A 17213-nucleotide genomic window follows, 5' to 3' on the forward strand; every position below is an offset into this window, starting at 1 on the left:
GTCCGCGCGCCAGGTGGCCGGGCGGCGGTGGCGGTCGGCCCGCGGCATCGTGGCCGCGCTGCTCGCCATGGCGGTGATCGCGGTGGTGCTCGCCGCGCTGCGCCCGTCCGCTTCGACGGAGCGGCTCGACCCGACCTCGGCCAAGCGGGACGGCACGCGGGCGCTCGCCGAGATCCTCCGGCAGCGCGGCACGCCGGTGACCGTCGCGCGGCGGGCGGGGCAGGCCGCCGACCTGTCCGTGCCGGGCAGCGTGCTGGTGGTGACCCGCACCGAGCGGCTCACACCCGCCGACCTGGACCGCCTGCGCGGGACGCAGGGCGACATCCTGCTCGTCCAGCCCGAACGGGAGACGCTGGAGGCGCTCGCCCCGGGCGTGCTCAAGTCGGGCCCGAGCTTCGCGCGGAGCGCCGACCCGGGCTGTGCCCTCCCGGCCGCCACGCTCGCGGGACGGGTCGCCTTCGGCTCCTCGGAGCTCTACGAGGCGTCCGGCGGCGCGACCGGCTGCTACCGGGTGGACAACCTCGCCCGGCTCGTCCAGGTGCGGGCTGCGGGCCGTACGGTCACGGTGGTCGGCTCGGGCGGGTTCATGACGAACGAGCATCTGGCCGAGGAGGGCAACGCGGCGCTCGCCATGAACCTCGCGGGCGCGCGCGCCGCGGTGGTCTGGCTGAGCCCGGACATGCCTCCGCCCGGCGCCGACACCGGCGACCGGAGCCTGCCCGACATGGTGCCGCTCGGGGTCTGGCTGTTCTTCCTCGAACTGCTGGTCACGGTCGTGCTGGTGGCGCTGTGGCGGGGCCGCCGGCTCGGCCCGGTCGTGGCGGAGCGGCTGCCCGCCGTCGTCCGGTCGGCCGAGACGGTCGAGGGACGGGCCCGCCTGTACCGGGCGAGCCGTGCCCGCGACCAGGCCGCGGACGCCCTGCGCGCCGGGGCCCGCGAGCGCATCGTCCCCCTGCTCGGCCTGCCGCGGACCAGCGCTCAGGATCCCGCGTCCGCGCAGGAGATCGTCACCGCCGTGGCCGCCCGCATCGGGCAGCCTGAGGCGATCGTGGGCGGAGCCTTGTACGGGACTCGCCTCCCTGGGGCATCCCACGGACCGTCCCAGGAAACTCCCTACGGGCCATCCCAAGGGGCGCCTTATGGCACGACCCCAGGAGCGCCCTATGGGGCGCCTTACGGGCAGCCCTACGGGCAGTCCCCCCAGGAGCAGTACGCTCCCGAACTCGTGGACGACGCCGGGCTCATCGCCCTCTCCGACGTCCTTGACGACCTGGAAAGGCAGGTACGCCAGTCGTGAACCATCCTGTTGACCTAGGGAAGGACGACGGGCCTGGCATCGGATCCGGTGTGGGCCCGGGTACGGGCCCCGGCATGGGCGCCGCCCCGGGGTCCGGCACCGCGCCGAGCGACGACGTGCCGGGCACCCGCGTCTCCGAGGAGATCCGGCAGCAGTCCGACACGGCCCGGGCCGCGCTGAGGGCGCTGCGCGGTGAGGTCGCCAAGACGGTCGTGGGCCAGGACTCCGTGGTGACGGGTCTCGTCATCGCCCTCCTGTGCCGCGGCCACGTGCTGCTGGAGGGCGTGCCGGGCACGGCCAAGACGCTGCTCATCAAGACCCTGGCGCGGGCCCTCGATCTGGACTTCAAGCGTGTCCAGTTCACTCCCGACCTCATGCCCGGTGACGTGACCGGTTCCCTGGTCTACGACAACCGCACCGCGGAGTTCGAGTTCCGCGAGGGCCCGGTCTTCACCAACCTCCTCCTCTCCGACGAGATCAACCGGACTCCGCCGAAGACCCAGGCGTCCCTCCTAGAGGCCATGGAGGAACGGCAGGTTTCGGTGGAAGGCACCGCGCGCCCCCTGCCCGACCCCTTCGTGGTGTGCGCGACGCAGAATCCCATCGAGTACGAGGGCACCTACCCCCTGCCCGAGGCCCAGCTCGACCGGTTCCTGGTGAAGCTGACCGTGCCCGTCCCCACCCGGGACGAGGAGATCTCCATGTTGCAACGGCACGCCGCCGGGTTCGACCCGCGCGACCTGTCGGAGGTACGTCCCGTCGCGGGCGCCGCTGAGCTGGCGGCCGGGCAGGCCGCGGTGCGGGCCGTCCACCTGGACCCGAAGGTCGCCGCCTACGTCGTGGACCTGTGCCGCGCCACGCGCCAGTCCCCCTCGCTCCAGCTCGGCGTGTCCCCGCGTGGCGCGACCGCGCTGCTCGCCACGTCCCGTGCGTGGGCCTGGCTGTCCGGACGCGACTACGTGACGCCCGACGACGTGAAGGCCCTCGCCCGGCCGACGCTCCGGCACCGGGTCCAGCTCCGTCCCGAGGCCGAGCTGGAGGGCGCGACCGCCGACGGCGTGCTGGAGGGCATCCTCGCCCACGTCCCCGCCCCGCGCTGATGGCGCTGACCGGACGCCTGGGGCTGCTCGCGCTGCTCGGCGCGCTCGTCCCGCTGTTCCTGCCGAGCTGGTGGACGCTGCTCGCGCTGTGGGGCGTCCTGCTCCTCGGCGTCGTCGCCGACCTCGCCCTCGCGGGGAACGTGCGGGCCCTGCGCCTGCACCGCCTCGGCGACACCAACGTCCGCCTCGGCGAGACCGCCCAGGTGACGCTGCTCGTCGAGAACCTCGGCGGACGCCGCGTCCGGGGCCGGCTCCGGGACGTGTGGCCGCCGAGCGCGGGCGCCGCGCCCCGCACGGTCAAGCTGAACGTGCCCGCGGGCGAGCGCCGCCGCGTCGAGATGACGCTGACGCCGACCCGGCGCGGCGACCGGAAGGCCGTCACCGTCGTCATCCGGTCGGTGGGGCCGCTCGGGCTCGCCGCGCGGCAGCTCTCCCGGCCCGCGCCGTGGACGGTCCGGGCGCTGCCCGCGTTCCCGTCCCGCCGCCACCTGCCCGCCAAGCTGGCCCGGCTGCGCGAGCTGACCGGCCAGCACGTCGCGCTGATCCGCGGCCAGGGCACCGAGTTCGACTCGCTGCGCGAGTACGTCGACGGCGACGACGTCCGCTCGATCGACTGGCGGGCCACCGCGCGCCGCGGCGACGTCGTCGTCCGGACCTGGCGGCCCGAGCGCGACCGGCGCATCTACCTGGTGCTCGACACCGGCCGCACGTCCGCCGGGCGGGTCGGCGACATCCCCCGCCTCGACTGCTCGATGGACGCGGCGCTGCTGCTCGGCGCCCTCGCGTCCCGCGCCGGCGACCGGGTCGACCTGCTCGCCTACGACCGCCGCGTCCGCACCCGCGTCGAAGGGGCCTCCCGCACCGACCTGCTGCCCGCGATGGTGCACGCGATGGCGCCGCTGGAGCCCGAGCTGCTGGAGTGCGACGCGGCGGGGATGGTGTCGGCGCTGATGGCGCGCGTCCGGCAGCGCTGCCTGGTCGTCCTGCTCACCGACCTCAACACCGCGGCGATCGAGGAGGGCCTGCTGCCGCTGCTGCCGCGGCTCACCGCCAAGCACCTCGTCATGATCGCCGCCGTGTCGGACCCGCGGGTCGGCGAGATGGCGGCCGCGCGCGGCGACCTCGCGTCCGTCTACGACGCGGCCGCCGCCGAACGGGCCCGCGCCGAGCGCCGCCGCCTCACCGCCGAGCTGCGCAGCCAGGGCGTCGAGGTCGTGGACGCCCCGCCGGACGAGATCGCCCCCGCCCTGGCCGACGCCTACCTGGCCCTCAAGGCCGCAGGCCGCCTCTAGTACGCCCGAGGGGCCTCAGCCGACGGTGGGGGCGTGGTCGGGACGCAGGTCGGCGTCCCCGGTCTCGCCCTGGCGGGTCGCCCGGCGGCCCAGCACGATCACGTAGGCGAGGAAGGCGACCTCGGCGACCACGCCGATCCCGATGCGGAGCCAGGTGATGTGCACCCAGCCCGTCACGAACCCCTCGATGAGGCCGGACACCAGCAGCACCGCGACGAGGCCGAGCGCGACGCTCACGGCCGCGCGCCCCTCCTCGGCGAGGGCCTGGGCGCGGGTCCGCCGCCCCGGGTCGATGACCGTCCAGCCGAGCTTCAGGCCGCCCGCGCAGGCCAGGTACACCGCGGTGAGCTCCAGCATGCCGTGCGGCAGGATCAGCCCGAAGAAGATCGACCCCTTGCCCGCGGCGAACATCAGCCCCGCGACGACGCCGAGGTTCAGCTGGTTCTGGAGCAGGACGTAGACGGTCGGGATGCCGAGCAGGACACCGAAGATCAGCGCGACCGCCGACACCCACGCGTTGTTGATCCACACCATGAACGCGAACGACGCCGCCGAATGCTCGGTGTAGTAGTTCGCGAAGTCGTGCTCGACCAGCCGGCGGATCTCCTCCGGCGCCGCGACCGACGCCTGCACCTCGGGGCTGTGGACGATCCAGATCGCGAGCGCCAGCGACAGCAGGTTCCCGAGCACCGCGTTGCCGAGCCACCACCGCCGCATCCGGTAGGCCGCCGCCGGGAACGTCACGGTGGCGAAGCGCGACACGTCCCGCCACAGCGGCGCCTGCGCCCCGGCCACGGCGGCGCGCCCCCGCGCGACCAGCGAGGACAGCCGCCCGACGAGCTGCGGGTCGGGCGAGCTCGACCGCACCACCGACAGGTGCGTGGCCGTCCGCTGGTACAGGTCGACGAGCTCGTCGACCTCCGGGCCGGTCAGCCGCCGGCCGCGGTTGATCAGCCGTTCGAGGCGCTGCCAGTCGGCGTTGTGCGCGGCCACATAGGCGTCGACGTCCACCCGGCGAGACTAACGCGTCCCCGCCCACGACCGGCAAAATGGACGCCGCCGCGGCAGCACCCGCGGCATGGGAGGATTCAGGACATGGCCGAACTCGTGACCGGCGAGGCCGTCGCGCTCGACATCCGGGTCGCGCGCCTGGCCAGCCGCGGCTGCGCCCTGCTCCTCGACCTGCTGTTCCAGCTCACGCTCCTGAGCCTCACCAGCTACATCGGCGGCATGACGGCCCTCGTCGCCGACGACGCCTGGGCGACCGGCCTGACCCTGCTGACCACGGTCGCGGTCATCGTCGGCTACCCGTGCGCCTTCGAGACGCTGTCGCGCGGCCGCACGCTCGGCAAGATGGCGGTCGGGATCCGCGTGGTCGCCGACGACGGCGGGCCCATCCGGTTCCGCCAGGCGTTCGTGCGGGCCCTCGCGGGCGTCATCGAGTTCTGGACGTTCCTCGGCGCGCCCGCCCTCGTCGCCTCGCTGTCCAGCAAGCGCGGCAAGCGGCTCGGCGACCTGTTCGCCGGGACGATCGTCATCCAGGAGCGCGTCCCGGCGTCCGTCTTCGGCCCGGTCGCCGTGATGCCCCCGCAGCTCGCCGGGTGGGCGGGGACCCTGGAGCTGTCCATGCTGTCGGACGAGCTGGCGCTGACCGCGCGCCAGTACCTGACGCGGTTCTGGGACCTGCTGCCCGAGGTCCGCGACTCCCTGGGCCAGCGCATCGCGGACGACGTCGTCGCCGTCATCAGCCCTCCCCCGCCGCCGGGCGTCCGCCCCGAGATCCTGCTGTCGGCGATCCTCGCCGAGCGCCGCCACCGCGAGGAATGGCGCCTGGCCCAGCGCCGCGCCCGCCGGATGCGCCGCGCCGGGCAGCCCGCCTGGCCGCCCGCCGAGCAGGCGCCCGTGCCCGCGATGGCGATGGCCGGGCCCCCACCGCCGCCGGGCGCCCAGCCGGGCCCGCCCGCGCCGCCGCCCTTCAGCGACCCGGGACCGGGCCAGCCGCGCTTCCTGCCGCCATCCGACTACGGAGCCGGGCCGTACCAGGGTGTGCTCCCCAACGGCCCGCAGCCGGGCGCTCCGTCCCCCGCAGGCCCATCCCAGGGCCCTTACGGCACCGGCCAGTACCCGGCAGGCCCCGCGGGCCCGTACCCGGTCGGCCCTTACCCGCCCGCCCCCGCACCCGGCCAGTACCCGCCCGCCGCTGCTCCCGGCCAATACCCGGCTGCCGCCGCGCCCGGCCCTGCGGCCGCTCCATACAGCACCGGCTCGTACCCGGCGGGGCCATATCCGTCCGACCCTGCGGCCCCGCCCGAGCAGCGCTGGAACCCGTGATCTAGCAACACCGGCCGTAAATCAGGCCCGCTGTTGTGCACTTCCGCAACTTCCCCGGCTCCGGCTCGCCTCCTAAAATCCGAAGAACATTCATGTTTTGGGAGGCGGCATGCGCGTCCGTACGACCCTCGGCCGGATCACCCTGGCGGCCGCGACCGCCCTGGCGGGAACGGCGACCGTCCAAGCCGCCCCTGCACACGCGGAGACCGCCCTACCCACGATCACAGACGACCAGGGACGAACCCTGATCCTGCATGGGCTGAACACCGCCAGCAGCGCGAAAGGTCCCACCGGCCTCCCCTGGATCAGCCGGGACGACGTCGTCCGTGAGGCCCGCGACATCGGCACCAACTCCGTCCGGTACCTGATCCAGTGGAAGAACGTCGAACCCCGCCCGGGCGTGTACGACGACGCCTACCTGGACGAGGTGGCGAAGCGGGTCGCCTGGTACGGCGAGCAGGGCATGCACGTCATCCTCGACATGCACCAGGACATCTACGGACCGGACGCGTGCAAGGGCGCAGGCAACGGAGCACCCGCCTGGGCGACCTACACCGACGGCCTGCCCTGCACGCCCCAAGACCCGTGGGTGCTGACGTACCTCCAGCCCGCCGTCCTCCGCGCCTACGACAACTTCTGGAACAACACCGGCAAGCACCCGGAACTCATGGAGCACTACGCCGCCGCATGGCGCCACGTGGCACAGCGCTTCGCCGACGACCGCGCCGTCCTCGGCTACGACCTGATGAACGAGCCGTTCGGCGGAACACGGCAGTTCGGCTTCTTCGAGGGCCCCGTCCTGGCGCCGTTCTACCAGCGCGTAGTCAACGCCGTCCGCACCGCCGACCGCGACAACTGGGTCTTCGTCGAACCCCAGGCCCTCGGCCCGAACGAAGGCGCGGAGACCTCACTCGGGACGGTCCGCGACCCCCGTCCCGGCGGCCCCCGCATCGTCTTCGCCCCGCACTTCTACCCCGGCGGCGTGGACCTCGGCGGATCGTACGACGGAGCCGCGAAACTCCTCGTCCAGGCGCAGTTCGCGCTCTGGAAGCGCAACATGCCCGCGGCGGCCCGCCGGCTCGGCGCACCGATCTGGCTCGGCGAAGTGGGAGGCATGGGCCAGGACGCCCCCGGCGCCGCCGACTTCACCGGCGACTGGCTCACGATGGCGGACGACCTCACGATGGGCTGGGCGTACTGGTCGAACGACCCAGGCTCGTCCGGCGTCGTGGACGGCAAGGGCAACCCCACCCTCTTCGCCAAAACGCTCGCCCGCCCCTACCCCCGTGCCGTGGCCGGAACGCCGACCAGGATCTCCTACTCCTCGGGAACACTCACCGTCGGCTGGAAGACCCGTCCCGGAATATCCGCCCCCACGGAACTCTGGTTCCCCTCGGCGACCCCGCCCAAGGTCACCCTCACCGACAAGCCGGGAACGTGGCGCACCCAGTGGGACGCCACGCGCCACGTCCTCTCCGTCTGGGCGAACCCGGCCGAGCCCACCCACACCATCACCGTCCACTGAATTGACCACGGCGTGCCGCCCTCGGGGGAGTCGATGAAGGCGGCACGCCGCGGGGTCTCAGGCCGCGCAGTACTGGCTCTGCTTGCCGATGGCCCGGTACGGGCAGTCGGCGTACGCGGTCAGCCGGAGCAGCGCCTCACGGCTCCGCGCCACCTGCGTGTCGATCGCGGACGGCGGCGGGTAGAAGCTCCCCCCGCCCAGCTCGAACGTGAACGAGAAGATGCGCTGGTTCCCCCACGTCCAGTCGTCGGTCGTGCCGTCCGTGATGTAGAGGTCGCTGGACTGCTCGGGCGTGAACCCGTTCGTCCCGGCCAGCTCGCGGCCGATCGTCCGGTGCGTGGCCTCCTCGTCGCTCGACATCGCCCCGGCCACGGTGTCGCTGTAGGTGTAGCCGAACGGCCACAGCACGAGCTCGGCCTCCGAGTGGATGTCCAGGAAGATCTTGAGCTGCTGCTTGCCGCCCACGACCCGGCTCCGCACGAAGTTCGCGATCACCTTCGTCTCGGGCGCCGACTCCGCCGCGGTCCCGCGGTACGTCTCACTCGACCCGGTACCGGACGAACCGCCACAGCAACCCCACCGGTAACCGAAGTTCCGGTTCAGGTCCGTCCCCGTGGACGTGGAGTTCGGCTGCCGGTTCTTGCGCCAGTTCCGTCCAGCCTGGGTGTCACTCGTCATGTCGTAGACCTGGCCATCGGGGTTGACCATCGGCATGACGTAGATCTCGCGCGAGTTCACCAGGTCGGTGATGCGGCTGTTGGAGCCGTACCCCTGCGTGAGCTGCCCGATGTAGTCCAGGGCCTGCTCGGCGGTGAGCCGCTCGCGGGCGTGGATGTTGGCGATGTAGAGCACCTCGGGCTCGTTCTCGTCCGTCGCCACATTGTCGCTGATCTTGAGGCCGACGATGTCGCGCCCCTGGTACGACTTGCCCGCGACGAACTTCTGCGCGATCTGCGGATAGGCGGCGACGACGCTGTTCAGCTCCGCCTGCATCTCGGCGTACGTGTGATACGACGTCGCGGCCTGGGCGGTCGGCACCGGCGCCGGCGCGGGCAGCGGCGCGCTCACCCGGAACCCGAGCCGCCTGATCGCCGCCACCTCGGACGGGATCGCCGTGACCTCCACCTCCCCGGCCCGAACGGCGTCGATCGCCGCACCGGTCCGCGCGATCAGACTCCGCTGCTGCGCGGTCGCCGGCCCCGTGACGAGATACCGCTGCGACGTCTCCCCCGGCCCCGGAGCCGACGCACCGGCACTCCCGGTCACCGAGACCCCGGCCACCGCCAGGACGAACGCCGACAGAATCGCTAGCAAGCGCCGAGGACGCCTTCTACTGGAAATGGCCATGGGCGAACAACCTGCCATTCGGATCTGCGCACCTGTAGGCACGCTGCGGGGTTCCTCAGGAGGGTCACGAGCACTCGCGGTGCCGCCACAATGACCGTTCACCCGCCCCCTGGCAATGGCTCCCACCAGCCCGCTTTCTCACCGCCTCCCTAGGGCGCACTTCGACGGAAGCCATGAACACGCAGGTCATGCCCGCACGGCCCGGCGCAACCCGTCCCGCCGTCCAGCGCGAATCAAAATCAATGTGAAATTTCAGCCCCGCCCCAGCCGCGCCCAGACGACCTTCCCGCCTCCCGGACGAACCTGTACGCCCCACGCCTCGACGAGCATCGACATCATCAGCAACCCCCGGCCCGACTCCGCCTCCCCACCCACGCACTCCACCACCGGGACCTCGTCATCCTCATCGTGGACCTCGACCACAGGACACCCGTCCTCACACAGCACCCGCACCACGACCACCTCCGTATCCGTGTGCTTGAAGACATTCGTGACCAGTTCCGTGGCAACGACCCGCGCAACGTAGTCCGATCCCAGGTTCCTCTTGCAGAACACCTCTGCGACGAACAAACGCGCAATCTCCGGCGCGCGCGCGGAAGACGCCATAGCAAGAAATCCCGCCTCGACAGCCGCATCAATATTGATCATGAAAATACCTCTCACCGCCTTCACGATTTCCGGCACCAGTGAGCCACAAGGGAGCTACGGTGGGTGACAAAGCAGAGGTCACGGACGAGAAGTCGACCCACCTGTTCCGCGTTCGGTTGGTAGCCAGTTGGGTCGCACTTGAGAGAGGATGAAGCCATGGCGCCCCAGAGGAAGCGCGCGACGGTCTCCCCCACACTCCACGCGTTCGGGCGACGGTTTCGCAAATTCCGCGAAGCGCGAGGATGGAGCCAGGAGAACGTCGCAAGCCGAGCCAATGACGGCATCGGCGTAACACCGCAATATATCGGCGCAGTGGAGAACGGCCGCACCCGCTGCACCAGAGAGTTCGCCGCGACCATGGACGAGGCGATGGGCGCCAACGGCGAACTACTCGATCTCTACGACGACCTCGTCAAGGACGCCCCCTTCCCGATCTGGTTCGACTGGCACCTCATCGAAGCCGACGCCGCCGAGATCGAGGCGTTCAGCCTCGGAGTCGTCCACGGGCTGTTCCAGACTCCCGCGTACGCAGCCGCCCTGCTCCGCAACGACCAGGCCGCCGTGGAAGCGCGGATCAAGCGTCAGGACATCTTCACGAGGGAGAAGCCGTCACCACCTGTCTTCTCTCTCCTGCTCGACGAGGGAGCCCTGCACCGCGAAGCGCGCGACCCCGAGGTGATGCGCGAGCAACTCCAGCACTTGGCCGCAGTACCGCCGGAGCTCGCCACGATCCAGATCGTTCCTGGCCGAGCCGATCACGACGGCAACAGCGGTTCATTCAACATCGCCACGATGGAAGATCGAACACAGATCGCGTACGTCGAGTCCGCCGCGCGCGGCCTCACAATGAGCGAGCCAGAAGATCTTGCGACTCTGTCTCGCACCATGAAGAGCCTCCGCTCCCTGGCACTGCCAGTAAGCCAATCAAGGGACCTCATCCTCAGGACGGTGGAACGAACATGGTCGACCTGACCAACGCTGCATGGCGCAAGGCATCTTGCAGCACATCCAACGGTGGAGCGTGCGTCGAACTGGCCCATGTCGTATGGCGCAAGGCATCACGAAGCACCTCAAACGGAGGCGACTGCGTTGAGCTCGCTCAGGCGGCGTGGCACAAGGCCCCTCAAAGCACGTCCAACGGAGGAGAATGTGTTGAAGTCGCTGAAATCAGCGACATCATCGCCATCCGCGATAGCAAAGATCCGGACGGGGGTGTTCTGCTGCTCACCCCAGAGGGCTTCAGGGGCCTCACTCAGAACATCCGGGGCGACGGGGGGTGACGCGGTCCAACGCTGGCTCAGGTGAGGAGGTTGGGGGGTGACTCCAACTCGGTGAGTTCGATGTTGGGGGCGTCCAGGACGACGTCGCCGGCAAGGTGGACCATGCTCACCTCGCCAGTGGACAGGTCAGTGACCTCGTAGCTGGAAACCGGCAGCGGCTCGGTGTCCGTCTCGTGAAGTGAGGTGGAGGCGAGGCGCCAGCGCCACGTAGCAGTAAGGGCTGCTAGGGACGGGCCGGTCAGCCGGACGAGCCGTACGTCGGCCTGCTCGCCCTCGTCCAGGGCAAGGGAGCGGGCGATCGCGACGAGAAAGGCGGGTGAGTCACCGAGGAAACCGACCGCACGCTCATGATGCTCCTCGCCGGTCTCCCCGGCCGCGCGCACCCAGGCGAGTTCGGGACCGGTCAGACCGCCGCGGATCCACCACTGCGGGGTCACGAGTTCGACGCGGATCTGGCGCCAGCGCGCGTCCACCACAAGGTCTAGGCGGACGCCGTCGGATCGCTGTCCGACGTACCGCCACCCGCCCGGCCCCGGCGCGCACTGGAAACGCTCCTGGAGACCGTCGTCGAGATGGACGTAGACACCGGTGGGCATGGTCAGGAGCCCAAGCGCCAGGAGTGCAGGTACTCCTCCTGCTCGGCGGTGAGCCGGTCGATGTCGATCGACATGGACGCGAGCTTCAGCCGCGCGACCTCCGTGTCGATCTCCTTAGGAACGTCGTGGACGGCTGGGCTGAGCGTCTCGTGGGCGGTCGCGAGCCAGGCGCAGGTGAGGGCCTGGTCGGCGAACGACATGTCCATGACGGCGGCGGGGTGCCCCTCGGCGGCGGCGAGGTTGACCAGCCGTCCCTCCGCGAGCAGGACGAGACGGCGGCCGTCCGCGAGCACATACTCGTCGGCCTGGGGGCGCACGCCTCGGTGTACCTCGACCGCCAGCTCGTCCAGGGCGCGGACGTCGATCTCCACGTCGAAGTGCCCGGAGTTGGCGAGGATCGCGCCGTCCTTCATCACGGCCAAGTGGTCGGCGTTCACCACGTCCCGGTTTCCGGTCACGGTGATGAAGACGTCGCCGATCTCCGCCGCTCGCGCCATCGGCTGGACGCTGAAGCCCTGGAGCGCCGCGTCCAGCGCCTTCACCGGGTCGATCTCGGTGATCACGACCCGCGCTCCGAGTCCCCGGGCCCGTTCCGCGAGGCCGCGCCCGCAGTACCCGAAGCCCGCGATCACGATCGTCTTCCCGGCGAGCAGCGTGTTCGTCGCGCGGACGATCCCGTCGAGCGTCGACTGTCCCGTCCCGTACCGGTTGTCGAACATGTGCTTCGTGTCGGTGTCGTTCACCGCGACGACGGGGAACCGGAGGGCGCCCTCCAGCACCATCTGGTGCAGCCGGATGACGCCCGTCGTCGTCTGCTCGCACCCCGCCTTGACCGTGCCGATCAGGTCGGTCCGGTCGATGTGCAGCGTGTTGACGAGATCGCACCCGTCGTCCAGGACGATGTCGGGCGCGGTCTCCAGGGCCTGGTGGATGTGCGCGTAGTACCCCTCGCGGTCGGTGCCCGCGCGCGCGAAGACCTCCGCCCCGTACTCCTGGACGAGCGCGGCGGCGGTGTCGTCCTGCGTGGACAGCGGATTCGACGCGGCGAGCGCCACGCTGGCACCGCCCGCCTGGAGCGTGCGGATCAGCCCGGCCGTCTCGGTGGTCACGTGCATGCACGCCGCGATGCGCAGCCCGTCGAGCGGCCGCTCCATGGCGAAACGCTCCCTGATCTGCCGCAACACGGGCATGCTGCGATCCGCCCACTCGATCCGCTTGGCCCCCTCGTAGGCCAAGGAGACGTCCGTGATGTCGCTCAACTTCGCCCCCTCTATGGCAAGCCGCCGGACGGGAGATCCCGTCCGGCGGCACCATCCAACAGCCCTTGCCTACCTCAGCGTCCCACGCAGACCCCACATCACCCACACCCCGCCGCCCCGAGCCCGCCGACACGCAGGTGCGGGCTCGGGGACCTGCGGGTTCGTGTTCTCAGCCACCGCTGGCTGTGGGTCTAGCCGTTTGCGTGGGACGGGCCCTAGCTGGCGCGGGTTTGAGGCTTAGGTGGCGGCGGGCCGGGCGTTGCGATCGCGTGCGAAGCCAGTTTCGAGCGAAGCAAGAAACTGATCGCGCAGCGAGCCGCTAGGCGAGTCGGAGCGATGCCAGCGATCGCCGCAACGCCCGTTGAAGGAGGGCCCCAGGCCCGACGCCAAGGGCGTTGCAATGAACACAGCGATCGCCGCTTTGTCCGTTGAAGGGAGGCGCGCCAGCGCCGACCGCCAAGGACAAAGCAATTAATAACGGTAGTGGTCGGGCTTGTAGGGGCCTTCGACGTGGACGCCGATGTAGGCGGCCTGCTCCTTGGTGAGTTCGGTGAGCTTGACGCCGAGGGCGTCGAGGTGGAGGCGGGCGACCTTCTCGTCGAGGTGCTTCGGCAGGACGTAGACGCCGATCGGGTACTCCTCGGTCTTGGTGAAGAGCTCGATCTGGGCGATGACCTGGTTGGTGAAGGAGTTGGACATGACGAACGAGGGGTGGCCGGTGGCGCAGCCCAGGTTCATCAGCCGGCCCTCGGCGAGGACGATGATGGAGTGGCCGTCGGGGAAGCGCCACTCGTGCACCTGCGGCTTGATCTCGATCTTCTCGATGCCGGGGGTCTTGGCGAGGCCGGCCATGTCGATCTCGTTGTCGAAGTGCCCGATGTTGGACACGATCGCCTGGTGCTTCATCCGGGCCATGTGGTCGGCCGTGATGATGTTGAAGTTGCCGGTGGTGGTGACGAAGATGTCGGCGGTGTCGACGACGTCGTCGAGGGTGGTGACCTGGAAGCCGTCCATCGCGGCCTGGAGGGCGCAGATGGGGTCGATCTCGGTGACGATGACGCGGGCGCCCTGGCCCTTGAGGGCCTCGGCGCAGCCCTTGCCGACGTCGCCGTAGCCGCAGACGACGGCGACCTTGCCGCCGATGAGGACGTCGGTGGCGCGGTTGAGGCCGTCGATGACGGAGTGGCGGCAGCCGTACTTGTTGTCGAACTTCGACTTGGTGACCGAGTCGTTGACGTTGATCGCCGGGAAGGCGAGGGTGCCGGCCTTCGCCATCTCGTAGAGGCGGTGGACGCCGGTGGTGGTCTCCTCGGTGACGCCCTTGATGGCGGCGGCGGTCTCCGTCCAGCGGCCGGGCTTCTCGGCGATGGTGCGGCGGAGGGTGTCGAGGATGATCCCCCACTCCTCCGGGTCGTCGTCGGTGGCGGTGGGGACGGCGCCGGCCTTCTCGTACTCGGCGCCCTTGTGGACGAGGAGGGTGGCGTCGCCGCCGTCGTCCAGGATCATGTTGGGGCCGGTGCCGTCGGGCCACTGGAGGGCCTGGTCGGTGCACCACCAGTACTCTTCGAGGGTCTCGCCCTTCCAGGCGAAGACGGGGACGCCCTTCGGGTCGTCGGCGGTGCCGTCCTTGCCGACGACGATCGCGGCGGCGGCGTGGTCCTGGGTGGAGAAGATGTTGCAGGACACCCAGCGGACGTCGGCGCCGAGCTCGACGAGCGTCTCGATCAGCACGGCGGTCTGGATCGTCATGTGCAGCGAGCCCATGATCTTGGCGCCGCGGAGCGGCTTGGCGGCGGAGTACTCCTCGCGAATCGCCATCAGTCCGGGCATCTCATGCTCGGCGAGCCGGATCTCCCGGCGCCCGAAGTCGGCCAGCGAGAGGTCGGCGACCTTGTAGTCCATGCTTACGTTGCTCCTTGGTCCGCTTGTTCGGCGCGTGGGCCCCGAGGGTCCGACGCCCGCCTCGTGTCCTCGTCGACCTGGCTCTTCGCGGTCGTACCGGTGGGTGGTGGGGCGGGGTCCGTCCGCGAGTCTACGGGCGGACGGCACCGGGAGGCACGGTCGGGGACGACTTTCTGACACAGATTTGTCAGAATTGGCCCATGCGCATCACGGAGGCCGCCCGGCGGCTCGGCACCTCGCCCCGCATGCTCCGCTACCGGGAGACGCTCGGGCTGCTGCCCGCCACCCGGGACGCGGTGGCGGCGGGCGGTCACCGGCGCTTCGGCGAGGCCGAGTTGCGCGCCGTCGCGCTGGCCTTGGCGCTGGAGAAGCGCTACGACATCGGTCCGGCGGAGCTGGCGTTCGGGTTGCGGGTCCTCGCGGAGCCGCAGGTGCAGGCGCATGTGCGGGAGCTGGGCGAGCGGATCGGACGGCTTTCCGCGCCGCCCACCCGGGCCCTCGACTTCGAGAAGGAGAAGGCGCTGCGGCTCCTCCGCCGGCGCTGAGCCTCAGCTAGACGCGCTCTCGCCCGGGACGACCACGCCGGACTCGTAGGCGAGCATGACGGCCTGGGCGCGGTCGCGGAGGCCGAGCTTGGTGAAGACGCGGGCGACGTGGGTCTTGACGGTGTGCTCGCTGACGACGAGGCGCTGGGCGATCTCGCCGTTGGACAGGCCGCCGGCGATCAGGACGAGGACCTCGCTCTCGCGGGCCGTGAGCGTGGCCAGCTCCGAGGGGGCCTGGGGCCTGCTCCGCCGCTGCTTGGTGAACTCGCGGATGAGGCGTCCGGTGACCTGGGGCGCGAGCAGGGAGTCGCCGCGGGCGACGACGCGGACGGCGGAGACGAGCTCGTCGGCGGTGGCGTCCTTCAGCAGGAAGCCGCTCGCGCCGACGGCGAGCGCGTCGTAGACGTACTCGTCCACGTCGAAGGTCGTCAGGACGAGGACGCGGGCGCTCTCGCCGCCGGGGAGGGCGAGGATGCGCCGGGTGGCCTCGATGCCGTCCATGCCGGGCATCCGGATGTCCATGACGACGACGTCGGGACGGCCCCGCTCGGCGAGCCGCACCGCCTCGCGGCCGTCGCCGGCCTCGCCGATGACGGTGATGTCCTCCTGGGCGTCGAGCAGCGCGGCGAACCCGGCCCGCACGATCGTCTGGTCGTCGACGATCAGCACTTTGATCATCGCCGCCGCCCGGGCACGGCGCGTCCCGCCTCCGGGTCCGCGGGGAGGACGCGCCCGTCCCTACCCGCCCGTCCGCCTGCCCCCATCGACCGACTCCTCCCTGTGCAGCGGCAGCTCGGCCTCCACCAGGAACCCGCCTTCGGTCGCCGGGCCCGCGGAGAACCGCCCGCCCAGCATGGTCGCACGTTCCCGCATCCCGACGAGACCGTGCCCGCCGCCGGAATCGGCCGCGGGCGCGGCCTCCAGGCGGGTGCGGCCGGCTGGGTCCTCGTCCAGTACGGCGGTACGGGACGCGGGGTCGTCCCGGTTCAGGACCATGGTCGGCGCGGACGGGCCGTCGTCGCGGACCCGGACCGCCAGCCGGTCGGGCAGGAACGTCAGGTCGACGCGGACGCCCGCGCCGGGCGCGTGCCGCCGCGCGTTCGTCAGCGCCTCCTGGACGATCCGGTACGCCGACAGCTCGACCGTGGTGGACAGCGTCCGCGGGTCGCCGTGCACGGCGAGGTCGACGGAGCCGCCCGCGCCGCGGTGCTGCTCGATGAGCTCGGGCAGCCGGTCCAGGCGGGGCTGCGGGGCGTTCGCGGACGCGGGCTCGTGCTTGGCGTCGGCGCGCAGGACGCTGAGCAGCCGCCGCATCTCGACGAGCGCCTCCCGCGCGGTCTTGGCGATCTCGGTGTAGCCGGCGCGGGCCTCGGGCGACAGGTCCCGCATCGTGTAGGGGGCGGTCTCCGCCTGCACCGCGATCATGGAGACGGAGTGCGCGACGACGTCGTGCAGCTCGCGGGCGATGCTGGCCCGCTCGCGCATCACGGCCTGCTCGCGCTGGACGGCGATGAGCCGGGTGAGGGTCTCGTTGGTGCGCTCCTCCGCCTCGGCCTCCGTCCGCCCGGCCGTCTCGACGGTGCGGCGGGCGTCGCCGAGCCCGATCGCGGCGAGGACGGCGACGATCGTGGCGGGCCAGGGGACGTCGTCGAGGGTCGAGGTGGCGAGGTACACCACGGCGACGGTCGCGGCGCTTCCGGCGGCGAGGACGCCGGCGGACTGCCGGGGCAGCTGCCGGCCGAGGGCGTACAGCGTGTAGAGGGCGGCGAAGGCGGTGGTGACCAGCAGGACCTGGCCGGTGAGCAGGCTGGCCGCGAACGCGCCGAGCGCCACGGCCGCGACGGGCCGCAGGTACTCGCGGCGCCAGACCAGCGGCAGCGTGGCGGCGACCGCGAAGCCGCCCGCGAGGCTGAGCGGCGTCTCGACGCGCGGCGCCAGCTCCGCCAGTGCCGCGATGGTCAGCGCGAGGCCGGTCAGCGGCGCGAACCACCAGGACCTCGCGATCTCGCCCCAGGTGTCGATCCACCGGGGCAGCGGCGCCGTGGCGCCCGCGGGGACGCCCGGCGCGCCGGGGTGCGGGGCGCGCCGTCC

At 71.4% G+C, this 17213-nt stretch carries 16 protein-coding genes; 8 read left to right on the plus strand and 8 right to left on the minus strand.

The window, feature by feature from the left end; all coding sequences use genetic code 11:
- From E1300_RS37820 to E1300_RS37830, 3 genes are all read left to right on the plus strand, one after another.
- A partial coding sequence (locus E1300_RS37820; RefSeq protein ID WP_131761936.1) for a DUF4350 domain-containing protein occupies positions 1-1297 on the plus strand: 1297 nt, incomplete at its 5' end.
- Positions 1298-1371: 74 nt separating this feature from the next.
- Complete coding sequence (locus E1300_RS37825) at positions 1372-2397, plus strand: AAA family ATPase (RefSeq protein ID WP_242619646.1); 1026 nt, start codon at positions 1372-1374, stop codon at positions 2395-2397.
- Positions 2397-3689 carry a DUF58 domain-containing protein gene (locus tag E1300_RS37830; protein WP_131761937.1) on the plus strand — a complete coding sequence of 431 codons (1293 nt, stop codon included), beginning with the start codon at positions 2397-2399 and terminating at the stop codon, positions 3687-3689. Before E1300_RS37825 ends, E1300_RS37830 begins: the two co-directional genes overlap by 1 nt.
- 15 nt (positions 3690-3704) lie before the next feature.
- Here E1300_RS37830 and E1300_RS37835 read toward each other — a convergent pair whose 3' ends face one another.
- Positions 3705-4700 (minus strand): stage II sporulation protein M, encoded by a 996-nt coding sequence (locus E1300_RS37835; protein ID WP_131761938.1) that lies wholly within the window; start codon positions 4698-4700, stop codon positions 3705-3707.
- A gap of 84 nt (positions 4701-4784) precedes the next feature.
- Between E1300_RS37835 and E1300_RS37840 the strand changes: the two genes are divergently transcribed.
- Together E1300_RS37840 and E1300_RS37845 are read left to right on the plus strand one after the other, a co-directional pair.
- A complete protein-coding gene (locus E1300_RS37840) occupies positions 4785-6020 on the plus strand; it encodes an RDD family protein (RefSeq protein WP_131761939.1) in 1236 nt (411 codons plus the stop codon).
- 109 nt (positions 6021-6129) lie between these two features.
- Positions 6130-7545 carry a cellulase family glycosylhydrolase gene (locus E1300_RS37845; RefSeq protein WP_131761940.1) on the plus strand — a complete coding sequence of 472 codons (1416 nt, stop codon included), beginning with the start codon at positions 6130-6132 and terminating at the stop codon, positions 7543-7545.
- 57 nt (positions 7546-7602) lie between these two features.
- Here E1300_RS37845 and E1300_RS37850 read toward each other — a convergent pair whose 3' ends face one another.
- Together E1300_RS37850 and E1300_RS37855 are read right to left on the minus strand one after the other, a co-directional pair.
- Positions 7603-8859, minus strand: a complete 1257-nt coding sequence (locus tag E1300_RS37850) for a M14 family metallopeptidase (protein WP_242619647.1) — start codon at positions 8857-8859, stop codon at positions 7603-7605.
- A gap of 285 nt (positions 8860-9144) precedes the next feature.
- The gene (locus tag E1300_RS37855; RefSeq protein ID WP_131761942.1) at positions 9145-9576 is read right to left on the minus strand and encodes an ATP-binding protein; all 432 of its coding nucleotides are present in this window, start codon (positions 9574-9576) and stop codon (positions 9145-9147) included.
- A 120-nt stretch (positions 9577-9696) separates the two neighbouring features.
- On the opposite strand from E1300_RS37855, the gene E1300_RS37860 reads away from it, so the two are divergent.
- Together E1300_RS37860 and E1300_RS37865 are read left to right on the plus strand one after the other, a co-directional pair.
- Positions 9697-10512, plus strand: coding sequence for a helix-turn-helix domain-containing protein (locus E1300_RS37860; protein WP_131761943.1), 816 nt, complete (start codon positions 9697-9699; stop codon positions 10510-10512).
- On the plus strand, positions 10500-10820 hold the full coding sequence (locus tag E1300_RS37865) for a DUF397 domain-containing protein (RefSeq protein ID WP_131761944.1): 321 nt from the start codon (positions 10500-10502) through the stop codon (positions 10818-10820). Before E1300_RS37860 ends, E1300_RS37865 begins: the two co-directional genes overlap by 13 nt.
- Before the next feature lie 17 nt (positions 10821-10837).
- Here E1300_RS37865 and E1300_RS37870 read toward each other — a convergent pair whose 3' ends face one another.
- The 3 genes from E1300_RS37870 to ahcY (E1300_RS37880) all read right to left on the minus strand — a co-directional run bounded on the left by E1300_RS37870 (position 10838) and on the right by ahcY (E1300_RS37880) (position 14577).
- Positions 10838-11416: a hypothetical protein gene (locus E1300_RS37870; RefSeq protein ID WP_131761945.1), complete on the minus strand. Its 579-nt coding sequence runs from the start codon at positions 11414-11416 to the stop codon at positions 10838-10840.
- 2 nt (positions 11417-11418) lie between these two features.
- On the minus strand, positions 11419-12675 hold the full coding sequence (ahcY, locus tag E1300_RS37875; protein ID WP_131761946.1) for an adenosylhomocysteinase: 1257 nt from the start codon (positions 12673-12675) through the stop codon (positions 11419-11421).
- A gap of 471 nt (positions 12676-13146) precedes the next feature.
- On the minus strand, positions 13147-14577 hold the full coding sequence (ahcY, locus tag E1300_RS37880) for an adenosylhomocysteinase (RefSeq protein ID WP_131761947.1): 1431 nt from the start codon (positions 14575-14577) through the stop codon (positions 13147-13149).
- Positions 14578-14777: 200 nt separating this feature from the next.
- On the opposite strand from ahcY (E1300_RS37880), the gene E1300_RS37885 reads away from it, so the two are divergent.
- On the plus strand, positions 14778-15122 hold the full coding sequence (locus tag E1300_RS37885) for a MerR family transcriptional regulator (protein ID WP_131761948.1): 345 nt from the start codon (positions 14778-14780) through the stop codon (positions 15120-15122).
- 3 nt (positions 15123-15125) lie between these two features.
- Here E1300_RS37885 and E1300_RS37890 read toward each other — a convergent pair whose 3' ends face one another.
- Positions 15126-15800 carry a response regulator gene (locus E1300_RS37890; protein WP_131761949.1) on the minus strand — a complete coding sequence of 225 codons (675 nt, stop codon included), beginning with the start codon at positions 15798-15800 and terminating at the stop codon, positions 15126-15128.
- A gap of 60 nt (positions 15801-15860) precedes the next feature.
- A partial coding sequence (locus E1300_RS37895; RefSeq protein ID WP_131761950.1) for a sensor histidine kinase occupies positions 15861-17213 on the minus strand: 1353 nt, incomplete at its 5' end.

Origin of the sequence: Actinomadura fibrosa, from assembly GCF_900659615.1 — a bacterium.
Classification (GTDB): Bacteria; Actinomycetota; Actinomycetes; order Streptosporangiales; family Streptosporangiaceae; genus Spirillospora; species Spirillospora fibrosa.